At 42.7% G+C, this 12,311-nt stretch carries 9 protein-coding genes; 5 read left to right on the forward strand and 4 right to left on the reverse strand.

What is annotated here, in order from left to right; translation table 11 throughout:
* Positions 1-7: 7 nt before the first annotated feature.
* The 5 genes from purH (at position 8) to FD716_RS10410 (ending at position 6,279) form a co-directional block, all read left to right on the forward strand.
* Positions 8-1,582, forward strand: coding sequence for a bifunctional phosphoribosylaminoimidazolecarboxamide formyltransferase/IMP cyclohydrolase (gene purH / locus FD716_RS10390; RefSeq protein ID WP_139852282.1), 1,575 nt, complete (start codon positions 8-10; stop codon positions 1,580-1,582).
* Between the two features lie 120 nt (positions 1,583-1,702).
* Positions 1,703-2,989: a phosphoribosylamine--glycine ligase gene (gene purD / locus FD716_RS10395; RefSeq protein ID WP_139852283.1), complete on the forward strand. Its 1,287-nt coding sequence runs from the start codon at positions 1,703-1,705 to the stop codon at positions 2,987-2,989.
* Between the two features lie 610 nt (positions 2,990-3,599).
* The gene (locus FD716_RS10400; RefSeq protein WP_139852284.1) at positions 3,600-4,472 is read left to right on the forward strand and encodes a MetQ/NlpA family ABC transporter substrate-binding protein; all 873 of its coding nucleotides are present in this window, start codon (positions 3,600-3,602) and stop codon (positions 4,470-4,472) included.
* An 89-nt stretch (positions 4,473-4,561) separates the two neighbouring features.
* Complete coding sequence (locus tag FD716_RS10405) at positions 4,562-5,587, forward strand: methionine ABC transporter ATP-binding protein (protein WP_139852285.1); 1,026 nt, start codon at positions 4,562-4,564, stop codon at positions 5,585-5,587.
* A complete protein-coding gene (locus FD716_RS10410; RefSeq protein ID WP_139852286.1) occupies positions 5,584-6,279 on the forward strand; it encodes a methionine ABC transporter permease in 696 nt (231 codons plus the stop codon). Before FD716_RS10405 ends, FD716_RS10410 begins: the two co-directional genes overlap by 4 nt.
* A gap of 62 nt (positions 6,280-6,341) precedes the next feature.
* Here FD716_RS10410 and FD716_RS10415 read toward each other — a convergent pair whose 3' ends face one another.
* The 4 genes from FD716_RS10415 to FD716_RS10430 form a co-directional block, all read right to left on the reverse strand.
* Positions 6,342-8,840: a TonB-dependent siderophore receptor gene (locus tag FD716_RS10415; protein WP_228714942.1), complete on the reverse strand. Its 2,499-nt coding sequence runs from the start codon at positions 8,838-8,840 to the stop codon at positions 6,342-6,344.
* 79 nt (positions 8,841-8,919) lie between these two features.
* Entirely contained in the window at positions 8,920-9,891 is a 972-nt protein-coding gene (locus tag FD716_RS10420) for a FecR domain-containing protein (RefSeq protein ID WP_228714943.1), read from the reverse strand.
* A 35-nt stretch (positions 9,892-9,926) separates the two neighbouring features.
* Positions 9,927-10,433: a sigma-70 family RNA polymerase sigma factor gene (locus FD716_RS10425; protein WP_139852287.1), complete on the reverse strand. Its 507-nt coding sequence runs from the start codon at positions 10,431-10,433 to the stop codon at positions 9,927-9,929.
* 478 nt (positions 10,434-10,911) lie between these two features.
* Complete coding sequence (locus tag FD716_RS10430) at positions 10,912-12,309, reverse strand: efflux transporter outer membrane subunit (RefSeq protein ID WP_139852288.1); 1,398 nt, start codon at positions 12,307-12,309, stop codon at positions 10,912-10,914.
* Positions 12,310-12,311: the final 2 nt, after the last annotated feature.

A 12,311-nucleotide genomic window follows, 5' to 3' on the forward strand; every position in this document is an offset into this window, starting at 1 on the left:
GAAAATCATGACTATTAAACGCGCTCTAATTTCTGTTTCTGACAAAACAGGTATTGTTGAATTTGCTAAGAATCTTGCAAATTTAGGGGTAGAAATTCTTTCTACCGGTGGTACTTATAAATTACTCAAAGAAAACAACATCACCGTAGTCGAAGTTTCTGAACATACCGGCTTTCCTGAAATGATGGATGGTCGCGTAAAAACCTTACATCCAAAAATTCATGGTGGAATTTTAGCCCGCCGTGGTTTAGATGAAGCGGTAATGCAAGAACATGCAATCGATGCGATCGATTTGGTTGTTGTAAACCTCTACCCGTTTGCTGCCACTGTTGCAAAACCAAACTGTAGCCTGAGCGATGCGATTGAAAATATCGATATCGGTGGCCCAACCATGGTCCGCGCTGCTGCAAAAAACCATGCTTCAGTTGGTATTGTCGTGAATGCAAATGACTACGATGCCATTATTGCTGAACTACAAAGCAATCAAGCATTGTCTCATGCAACACGTTTTGATTTAGCCGTAAAAGCCTTTGAACACACAGCACAATATGATGGCATGATTGCTACTTATTTAGGCGTACGTGTTGGCAAAACTGAACCTGAAGCAGATCAGTTTGCGCGTACCTTCAATACGCAATTAAATAAAGCTCAAGATTTGCGTTATGGCGAAAACCCGCATCAAGCTGCTGCATTCTATGTCGACCCTGCAGCAACAGAAGCATCTGTTGCGACAGCACAGCAGTTACAAGGCAAAGAGCTGTCTTATAACAATATTGCGGATACTGATGCGGCACTTGAATGTGTAAAATCATTTGTTAAGCCTGCTTGCGTGATTGTAAAACACGCCAACCCTTGTGGTGTTGCCGTGTCTTTAGACGGTATTCAAGCAGCCTATGATTTGGCGTATGCAACTGATCCTGAATCTGCTTTCGGTGGCATTATTGCTTTTAACCGCGAATTAGATGTTGCGACAGCACAGGCGATTGTTGACCGTCAATTTGTTGAAGTGATTATTGCACCAAGTATTGCTGATGGTGTACTCGAAGTGACTGCAGCGAAAAAGAACGTTCGTGTATTGGTTTGTGGTGAACTTCCTGCAATTGATCAACGTGCTGCACAACTTGACTATAAACGCGTCAATGGCGGTTTATTGGTTCAAGCACAAGACTTAGGCATGGTGAGCAAAGATGATCTTAAAGTCGTCACTAAACGTGCGCCAACTGAACAAGAAATTGATGATTTGATCTTTGCTTGGAAAGTTGCCAAATACGTAAAATCAAATGCAATTGTCTATGCAAAAGATCGTCAAACCATTGGTGTGGGCGCAGGTCAAATGAGCCGCGTCAACTCAGCCCGTATTGCTGCAATTAAAGCAGAACATGCAGGTTTAGTGGTTGAAGGTGCTGTTATGGCATCGGATGCATTCTTCCCTTTCCGTGATGGCATCGATAATGCTGCTGCGGCAGGTATCAAATGCATTATTCAGCCAGGCGGTTCTATGCGTGATGAAGAAACAATCGCTGCTGCAGATGAACATGGTATTGCAATGGTCTTTACTGGTATGCGCCATTTCCGTCATTAATGCTGCGTGTTTAAAAGATCAATACGATGCCAGCATTGGTGTCTAATATTTTTATATTTTGCATAAAGTCCTCAATAAAATGAGGACTTTATGTCATTGCGATTCATGGAGTATGAAGCGATGAATATTTTAGTTTTGGGTAGTGGTGGTCGTGAACATGCTTTGGCATGGAAAATCGCGCAAGATGAAAAAGTTGCTAAAATTTTTGTTGCACCAGGCAATGCTGGCACGGCAAACGAAAATAAATGTGAAAATGCACCACTCGATATTCTCGACAATGCAGCAATCATTGCTTTTGCACAGCAGCAACAGATTGATTTAATCGTGGTTGGACCAGAAGCACCGTTGGTCAATGGTGTGGTCAATGCTTGTTGTGATGCTGGCCTAAAAATTTGGGGACCCACCCAATTTGCAGCGCAGCTTGAAGGTTCTAAAGCCTTTGCCAAGCACTTCTTGAAACGCCATGAAATTCCAACTGCATTTTATGATGTATTTACTGAGGCTGATGCAGCCAAAGCCTATGTTGCAGAACATGGCGCACCAATTGTGATTAAAGCGGATGGTCTTGCTGCGGGTAAAGGCGTGATTGTTGCCATGACCAATGATGAAGCCTTTGCTGCAATTGACGATATGCTGTCTGGCAACAAATTTGGTGATGCAGGTTCACGTGTTGTGGTTGAAGAGTTTCTTGATGGTGAAGAAGCTTCATTCATTTGTATGATTGATGGTGAAAATATTTTACCAATGGCAACCTCTCAGGATCACAAACGTATTTTCGAAGCTGACCAAGGCCCGAATACTGGTGGTATGGGTGCTTATTCACCTGCGCCTGTGGTAACAGCTGAAGTTTTTGAACGTGTTATGAATGAAGTGATGCGTCCAACTGTAGATGGCATGGCCAAAGATGGCCATGTTTATACCGGTTTCTTGTATGCAGGTCTAATGATCGATGAACAAGGTCAGCCCCGTGTCATCGAATTTAACTGTCGTTTTGGTGATCCTGAAACACAACCGATTATGATGCGTTTACAGTCATCATTGGTTGAGCTCATTGAAGCCGGTATTGCAGGTCAATTACCAGCCGAAGCAGCTTGGGATGAGCGTAAAACAGTCGGTATCGTATTGGCTGCTGAAGGCTACCCTGAAACTGTACGTACAGGTGATGTGATTCATGGTTTAGACACGAATGCTGCTGACTGTAAAGTCTTCCAAGCAGGTACAGCTTTGAATGCTCAAGGCGACATTATCACTGCTGGTGGTCGTGTGCTTTGCGTAACGGCGATTGGCGACAGCATTGCTGATGCCCAAGCCAAAGCCTTAGAACTATGCAAAACCGTTACCTTTGATGGCGTGCAATATCGTAAAGATATTGGTTACCGTGCCATTGCACGTGAACAAAGCAAATAAATTAAGCCAAGTTCCCTTGCGCATAAAGCCAGTCTAGACTTCGATCTTGCCTGGCTTTATTGATTTCTTCCCCCCGTTTTGTGCATTAGCCTCGATCACATAACTATTTAAAGGTGTTCTATATATTTTTATTTCATATATGTCATATTTTTTCTTCGTTTAAAAGATAATGAAAATAAATATAATTGCATCATCAAGTTACTAGCAATTGCTTGGCTATTTTGCGAACAGCTTGCAACTGTGTCGTGAAATTTGAGCACTTGCCATCCATAGCAGTCTCCATGGTAATATCCACCGTGTGCTTGTCCCTCAAGCCGTATTGTCCGTTTTCAATTGCTTGTTTGCGAACGATCAATATTTTGCTGGTCATATACCGTGGCTACCGCTAAAACCAGAGCTTTCCGCTTTAGCGCAAAGACCTGATGATGTCGAAACTCCGTTGTCTCTAAATGTCGGCTTAAACAGCGTTAAAGGACGTTTATGATCACATTTAGAGATCGCAACACAGCATTATCCAAAAGAATATGCGCAACTACAAAAACACAAACAGCTTTCAGTCGCTGAGACTAAGGCTTGATTGTTAAAGTTATATCCATATTAGGACGCCATAATGAAAATGTTTACCCGCCTATTTTTAAGTGTATTTGTACTGGTACTGGCTGCCTGTAGCAAAGCTCCAGAAGAACAGAAAACCACAGCGGCTGCTGATCCATCAAAACCACAAAAAGTTGTTATTGCTTCAACAGGTTCTGATGCAGATATTTGGAAATATATTGCAACCCTGCCTGAAACCAAAGCTGCTGGTGTTGAACTTGAAATTAAAAATTTCACTGACTATGTTGCAATGAATGCTGCAACAGCAAATAAAGAAGTCGATCTGAACGCATTTCAGTCTTATAACTATATGCTGGCCTTTAATGAACAAAGCAAAGATAAAGTTGCTGCTGTTTCAACGACGTATATCGAGCCTATGGGTATCTATACAGACAAATATAAAAAGTTAGATGAGCTTCCAAACAAGGCCACGATTGCCATTCCGAATGATGCCGCAAATGAATCGCGTGCATTAAGCCTATTACAATCGGCAGGTTTAATTAAACTCAAAGCTGGTTTTGATCCGGTACAAGGTACACTGAATGATGTGATTGAAAACCCAAAACAATTACAGATTAAACCGATCCCAATGGCGACTGCAGTACGGGTTAAATCTGAAGTTGATGCCATCGTATTGGGCAATACCCTGGCAATGGAAGGTGGTCTCAATGTATTAAAAGATGCGATCTATTATGAGCCTACAGATCAAAGTACCAAACTTTATGTCAACTTATTGGTGACAGCTGCCGGTCGTGAAACAGACCCAACCTTAACTAAAGTTGGCGCGTTATATCATACCGAAGCAGTAAAAAAATATGTTGCTGAACATTTTGGCGGAACCAAGATTGATGTAAATCAACCATTGAGCTATTTAACTGACACGCAATAATTTATAATGTGTAAGCAAAACAGGCCAGCAATTGCGGCCTGTTTTGTGTTTTAACCTTCTTATCGTAATCACTCAATAGTCCTATAATTATGATTCAATTTAAAAATATTTCGAAAGACTATGTATTGAAAGGTCAACGCGTACGTGCGCTCGATCAAATCAATCTAGAGATTCCGCTTGGCAGTATTTTTGGGATCATTGGTTATAGTGGTGCTGGTAAAAGTACCCTGATTCGTTTAATTAATTTGCTAGAAAGACCCACTCAAGGTCAAGTCATCATTCAAGATAAAGATTTTACTGCTTTAGATGCTGCGGCGCTTAGACATGAGCGCACTAATATTGGCATGATTTTTCAACATTTTAATTTACTTGAAAGTAAAACTGTGGCTGAAAATATTGCAATGCCTTTAAAACTGTTGGGTGTCAATGCTGCAGAACGCGATAAACGTGTCGATGAGCTCTTGGCCTATGTTGGTCTCAGCTCAAAAAAGCAGGCTTATCCTGATGAGTTATCCGGTGGTCAAAAGCAACGTGTTGGTATTGCCCGTGCCTTGGCCAATCGCCCGCAAATTTTGCTTTGTGATGAAGCGACCTCTGCACTGGACCCACAAACCACACGCTCTGTCCTAGACTTATTGAAAAAAATCAATAAAGAACAGAATATTACCATTGTAATGGTGACCCATGAAATGGATGTGATTCAATCCATTTGCGACTATGTTGCGGTGATGGAAGCTGGCCATGTGGTTGAAACAGGTTCAACCATTGATATTTTTAGTAACCCACAACATCCAACCAGTAAAACCTTTATTCAAACGGTATTAGAACAACAGCTGCCGGTGAATATCCTCAATCGTCTAGAAAACCAAAATCATCATAGTATTTATTCGCTGCAATTTTTGGGAACTTCCTCCCAGGAAACGGTGGTACAACAGATGCTACTAAAATTTGAATTACAGTTTAATATCTTGTTTGCCAACATGAAGGAAATTCAGGGCACCGTGATTGGGCAAATGTTTGTGCAAATGCTTGGTGACGAAGAAAATATTCAACAAGCGATTGCCTACTTAGAACAACACGGCGTGCGTGTCTTGCAAACAGGGGTACAACAATGAGAGAACTGATTGTCGAATTCCTCACTGCCCTCACAGCTCCATTTTGGCATAGCTCACTTTCGATTGACCAATTCGTCACAGCGATGCAAGAAACCCTGCAAATGATGTTTTTTGCAATGCTGTTTGGCATGATCTGGGCATTTTTACAAGCGATTATCCTGCTTTGTACTCGCCCCGAAGGTATTCTCCCCAACCGTGCGGTTTATCATCTGCTTAGTCCATTTGTAAATGCCTTACGCTCACTACCGTTTATTATTTTGCTGATCGCGGTACTGCCCCTAACCTATTTTCTGGTGGGCACACGGATTGGTATTTGGGCCGCCATTGTCCCACTAACGATATATATTGGTCCTTATATGGGCCGTTTGATTGAAAACTCTTTGCTTGAAGTCAATCCGGGCATTATCGAATCTGCACAGGCCATGGGTGCAACACCGGCACAAATTATCTTTAAATTTGTGATTCCAGAAGCACGTAGTTCATTAATTTTAAATATGACCACAGCCTCGATTAGCTTACTGGGTGCCACTGCGATGGCAGGTGCTGCGGGTGCTGGCGGGGTCGGTGATTTGGCGATTTCTTATGGCTATCAACGCTTTGATAGTAGTGTCGTCATTTTAACTGTAGTTGTTTTATTGATTATGGTGCAGTTGATGCAAATGTTTGGCGAATGGTTGTCTAAGCTAAGATAACCTCTCCCTGACCCTCTCTTTGTATATTTAAATGATACAAGGAGAGGATTTTTATACGACAATTAGAACTTGTATTTTAAGCCCAAATTATAATTTCGGCCCTCACCCCAAGTGTAAGTGCTATACCAGTTAAAAATCGTGTAGTACTTTTTGTCTAATAGATTATTTACATTAAACGAAAGCGAGAGTTGGTCATTCATTTTATAATTGGCCATTGCATCCACGAGCCAATAATCCGAAACCTCATGTTTAATAGGGTCTTTAAATTTCGGATTATAAACATCACCCCAGGTTTTATCCTGCCAACGTACACCACCGCCAATACTTAAACCCTCGACCCACTGATCGACTTTATAATGAGTAAATAACGTAAATTCATTTTCTGGCGTGAGTGTTGCAACTTTGCTGTCTTCTTTCTTAGAGATTTTATGGCTAAAGCCAGCATGAATATTCCATGCTGGCGTGATTTCTCCAGAAATTTCAAATTCTGCTCCCTTGGTTTTCACGCCTTGAATTGCTTCATACGCCACATCATTTGACGTTTCAATCTTTCCAACTTCTTTTGCAAAATTATCTTGGGTCAATTGGAAGTAGGCCAAACTTGCATTTAAACGACCATCAAAAAACTCACCTTTCACACCTACTTCATAGTTTTCACCTTCAAGTGGATCAAGTCGTTTATCGTTTATATCTCTGGCATCTTGGGGCTTAAAAATGGTGCTATAGCTGGCATATACTGAATATTGATCATTGATGTCATAGACCGTTCCAACATAGGGCACAAAAATCCCTGATTTCTTCAAATCCTCTACTTTATAATTAACAATTCGACCACCCAAAATCACTTTAAGCTGATCACTGATATTCCAACGCGAAGTGGCATAAAAACCACTTTGTTTCGTCACCTCTTTATCATTCCAGTGATTACCATTGGCCCAGTCAGGTTCAGGAACATCACCATTCCAGTTATAATAATCATCTACATGATTATTGTAGTCTTTTTCACTATTATAGCCGTCATTCTTCCATGTACTTTCAGAAATACTCGCCCCCAAAACTAATTCATGCTCTCGATTAAATAAAGCAAAAGGGCCCGTGATATAGATATCAGCGGCATTACTTTTGGTTTCACCTATATAACGACCAAGCCATAAGCTTGCACCTTGCCCAGTATTTGGATCTGGATCACCACCAGCAGTCGCACCTAAGCGGGTATCATAGCCATTGATTTGGTGATTTAACTGTAGTTTAGCCACCCAATCATTTTGCATTTTATGTTCTAAAGTCGAAAATACCGTCCGGGTGTATTGCTCCCATTTACTCCATCTTGCACCGTTGTTAAATGAGGTTGGCATGTCATTAAACTCGCCTTCCGTATTAAAAATCTGAATCCCACCCCAAGTTGAATTCTTCGGCTTATTATCTTGATAATCTGCACCTACCGTCAGCAAGGTATTTTCAGTTAGATCGGCCTCGACGATACCGTAAAACACTGGCGTTTGACGTTCATAACGATCAAGTTCAGACTCTCGATACTGATAGGCTGCAACTCCACGCGCACGAATACTCTCTGATTCATTTATCGAACCACTGACATCAATTTCGCTCCGGTAGTTATTCCATGATCCAACGCTGAGCGAAACATGACCTTGAAAATCTTGGGTTGGTTTTTTACGAACTAAGTTAATGGTTGCACCAGGATCACCTACGCCAGTCAGCAGTCCAGTTGCCCCCTTAAGTACTTCAATCCGATCATACATCGCCATATCAGTCAGCGTATTACCTGCTGAGTAAGCAGAATTCCGTAACATTGGAATACCATCGTATTGAAAGTTTTCAATCGCAAAACCACGCGCATAATATTGGGTACGCTCGCTATCATAAATGACAACACTCACCCCTGGGGTATGGCGCATTACATCATCAATCGCAGTGAGATTAAAATCCTGCATTTCCTGATTCGTAATCACACTGATGCTTTGTGGTGTTTCTTTAGGGGTTAACACCAAACGGGTAGCTGTAGCAATTTTACCGGGGGTATAAGAACCTGTATTTTCAGTAATTTCACCCAATTGATTGGCGGTAACCACGATGGTTTCAAGTTGTACCGCCTCACCCTCTGCGGACATAGACGCAGTTCCGCGATTGGTTATCTCCCCTGTAGCGACAGCAGCAGGTGCCGATTGCAAACGTGGTTCTATTCGCCATACATTGGGCGTTTGCTGAATCAACTGTAAGTCGGTACTTTTTAACAATTGGGCAAAGCCTTGTTGAATATTATAATTTCCCGTTAATCCTTGGCTTTTAAGTCCTTGCACCAGCTTTGGATCAAATGACAAGGCAATATTCGACTGTAAGGCAAAGCTTGACAAGGCCTGCCCCAAATCACCCGAAGCCACTTGATAATGCTGTTGTGTCGCTGCAGCTTGTGCGTGCTGCATGGCACTCATCCCCAACATGCTGCTGAGTACCAATATGTGCAAGCTTGAAAATTTAAATTTTTTATTGCTGCTGTTAGGCTTCGCTGTGGCCCGTTGCAATTTTTGAGAAGTTCTAGACACCGTAATCCCCGATTAAATAAGAATAAGAAGCTTTCTTATCTATATAGCCAGTTGAATCGCGAAAAAGTGTCAAACTAATTTAATTTTTAAGTGCAATGCGCACCCAGTAGCCTTGCGCATAACAGTCGACTTGCAGTGCATAGGTTTGCGCCAACATCTCATATAACGTATTGAGATCATCAATCGGATAAGTGCCTGATATGCTGATTTGTGCTGCTGCATCATCCAGCGAAATATGCCCTTTTTGATATTTTTCAAGGCGCTGTACAAATTCGGACAAGGGCATGTTATCCACCACAATAAAGCCTTTTTTCCAACTTAACCGTGCTAGATCTAAACCCTGAACTGTTGTCACATTGGTTGCATTAAAGATACCTTGCTGATTGGCATAGACAATAGGCGCAGCATCACCTTGATCGGATGCTTGCTTCGGTTTGATTTGTACTGCCCCATGTTCAACCATTAGCCAACTTTGTTGCGCTTCGAGATTAACCGCAAATTCGGTCCCGAGTGCTTGCGCTTGGCCGTGCTTGATCTGTACGAAGAATGGGCGCTGCTGTGGATCTTTGGCGGTTTTCACCCAGATCTGGCCTTTTCGCAGCACAACTTCACGCTTCTCTGCATCAAAATTCACATCAATCGCAGCACCGCTGTCCAAATACAACTCACCACCATCAGGCAAAGTTATGCTTTTTTGTACTCCCATCGGGCTACGATAATCTGCACCCCACTGCTGTTGTTGATTAAGCTGATTGGCCAAATACAATACTGGCACACAAGCCAAGAGGTAGAGTAAAGGTCGCTGCTTTAACCATCCGGTACTGGTGCTTTGATTGAGCACAGGCCGCGCAAGCTCAGTCGGTAACGCTGCAAAAGTGCCATTCAGTTGCTGTATTTTTTGCCACGCTTTGCCGTGTAATGGGCTGCGTTCCTGCCAAGCGGTCAATTCGAGTAAATCTTGTGCACTCAGTTCATCTTGGCTTAGACGCATCGACCAATCGACTGCTTCTGCTAATATCTGCTGTGCTTCTGTAGTGCTGTATTCGCTCACGGTTCACTCATTAAGTTATCTTTTTTTATTCATTGTTAGTCGTCCAACATCACTGTCAAACAATGTAAATAGGCTTTTTTCATATAGCGCTTTACCGTGCTCAGCGAAATATCTAATTTAATTGCAATGGCTTCATATTTTAAGCCTTCAAGCTGTGCATATAAAAAAGTATCTCGCACCACTGGCGGTAACTGTTCTAAGAGTTGTGTCACTTCCAGCAAACTTTCGATAATCAAACATTGCTGCTCTGGGGAAATCCCCTCATTCTCTGGTTGTAATGCCAATACTTCGAGATAGGCCCGCTCAATCTGTTTACGCTGAATCCAATTGACCATCAGACCTTTTGCCACGGTGGTCAAATACGCCCGCGGTTGCTGTAATTCAACTTGCTGTTGGCGTGCCATGACTCTTAAAAAAGTATCTTGTGCTAAATCAGCCGCATCTGACGCATTGCCCAGTTTTTTATACAGCCATGCATACACCCAAGAATGATGTTCTTGATAGAGCTGACCTATCGCTTGATGAGGGGATAATACGGACATGGGAGAAACGCAGATATATGAATGATAATAATTATCATTCATATGTCGTTAAAATTCAACCATTTTTCTAAATGATATAAATATGAAATGCGATTAGGATGGTAGTAACCCCTAATGTTTCAGAGGAATACTTAAATATTTAAGAAATATATATAGTCGAAATATGTAATCTATTTGAGCTTAATACAAGGTATTTAAGTCCTGTTTAGATTTGGAATTTAGTGCTGAGTGCAAATTTCATTGAATTTCAGAAACCCCCAATCTCCCCTAACCCCTCTTTTCCAAAGAGGGGAACTTCCATTAAATATCATACTGAGTTTGATACACAACGCTCCTTCCTTAGAAAAATGGATGAGCAGCATTGCTGCGCAAGGATGGATTACTTTGGATCGTAAACAGCATATCAAAAGATGTGTAGATACCTATGCCCAATGAAAGAAGGCTGGGTTGAGGGGCATAGAATGGACCGATATGCTGATTATCCCCACCCCGTACCCAATGCTGCGATCAGCTGTGCTGAGTTCTGCATTTGTTTTTGTTGTAATTGCACGATGGACTGCGCAGCCGCTAAGCGCAAGTTTTGTGCCACGACTACTTCAAGATAACTGATCATACCGGCTTGATAACGCTGTTGAACCACACGTTCATTTTCCTTTGCTAAATCCAGCAGTTGTTGCTGTTGCTGTAATTCATTGCGAAAGCTTTCCGATTGCAGCAAGGCATCTTCAACTTCTTTCCAACCCGTTAAAACCTTGTGTTTATAGATCGCCAAGCGTTCGTCATAACGGGCTTGCGCTTGTACAATCTGCGCTTTACGTTTGCCACCATCAAAAATCGTCCCTGCGGCTTGTAATCCCAACGACCACAAATACTGCGGAGATTGCAATAACGTGCTGAGTACCCGGCTATTGACACTGGCATCTAAACCGATATTGATATCGGGCAACCATGCCGTTTGTGCCAAACCCAATTCGGCATGACTGGCAGCCAATTCACGCTCAGCTTGAATCACATCGGGACGTTGACCCAGCAAACGACTGGGTACTTGGATCGGAATTGCTGGTGGATTCAAGCTGAGCTTCTGGGTTGGGAGCTTAAATTCACTGACTGGCTGCCCAAGCAAAACTGCCAAGATATTTTCAGCTAAAGCACGTTCACGTTGCAGCACCAGCAAGTCAATGCCGACTTTTTTAAGCTGTGTTTCTGCTTGAATCACATCTGCACGGGCAATCATGCCGGCACGAAATTGATCTTGAAGAATCTCAAAGGCACGCTGATAACTTGCTTGCGTTTGCACAAGCAAGTTGAGCCGTTGTTCAAAACCACGTATTTGCCAATAGGCCTCTGCCGCCAAAAGCTGTTGATTCAGCTGTATGGCTGCCAAATCTGCAGCACTGGCCTGCGCATTGGCTTGTGCCGCCTGTACCGAAAGCGCGACTCTGCCCCACACGTCCAGTACCCAACTGGCCTTGAGTCCTGCGTTATAGTTGTTGTTATCATCGCTGTGCTTGGCCCCTTGACGCGATACACCGCCCTGCGCATCGAGATTGGGTTTGCCTGTTGCCTGTTGCTGCTGTACCAAACTCATGGCTTGTCGATAACGTGCCTCCGCTTGTTGCAAGCTCAGGTTATCTTTGCCTAAGCGTTGCATAAGTGCTGCCAAAGTCGGGTCTTGATACACTTGCCACCAATCGGCAGTCGCTGCCGATAAATTGCTGGTTTCCACCCAATTCAGCCCTGCATATTGATATTGCAGCGGATGACTTAACACTGGCTGCTGATAGTCTGCTGCTTTAAAGACCCGATCGGACTGACAAGCACTAAGCAGCGGAATGGCCATGAGTGAAAGAGAGAGAATACGCAGTTTCATATGCATGG

The sequence above is a fragment of the Acinetobacter pullicarnis genome (genome assembly GCF_006352475.1).
Classification (GTDB): domain Bacteria; phylum Pseudomonadota; class Gammaproteobacteria; order Pseudomonadales; family Moraxellaceae; genus Acinetobacter; species Acinetobacter pullicarnis.

What these genes read in the sequence shown, in the direction of transcription:
- purH (WP_139852282.1), top strand. Translation starts at nt 8, where the DNA reads ATGACTATTAAACGCGCTCTAATTTCTGTTTCTGACAAAACAGGTATT.
- purD (WP_139852283.1), top strand. Translation starts at nt 1,703, where the DNA reads ATGAATATTTTAGTTTTGGGTAGTGGTGGTCGTGAACATGCTTTGGCA.
- FD716_RS10400 (WP_139852284.1), top strand. Translation starts at nt 3,600, where the DNA reads ATGAAAATGTTTACCCGCCTATTTTTAAGTGTATTTGTACTGGTACTG.
- FD716_RS10405 (WP_139852285.1), top strand. Translation starts at nt 4,562, where the DNA reads ATGATTCAATTTAAAAATATTTCGAAAGACTATGTATTGAAAGGTCAA.
- FD716_RS10410 (WP_139852286.1), top strand. Translation starts at nt 5,584, where the DNA reads ATGAGAGAACTGATTGTCGAATTCCTCACTGCCCTCACAGCTCCATTT.
- FD716_RS10425 (WP_139852287.1), bottom strand. Translation starts at nt 10,433, where the DNA reads ATGTCCGTATTATCCCCTCATCAAGCGATAGGTCAGCTCTATCAAGAA.
- FD716_RS10430 (WP_139852288.1), bottom strand. Translation starts at nt 12,309, where the DNA reads ATGCATATGAAACTGCGTATTCTCTCTCTTTCACTCATGGCCATTCCG.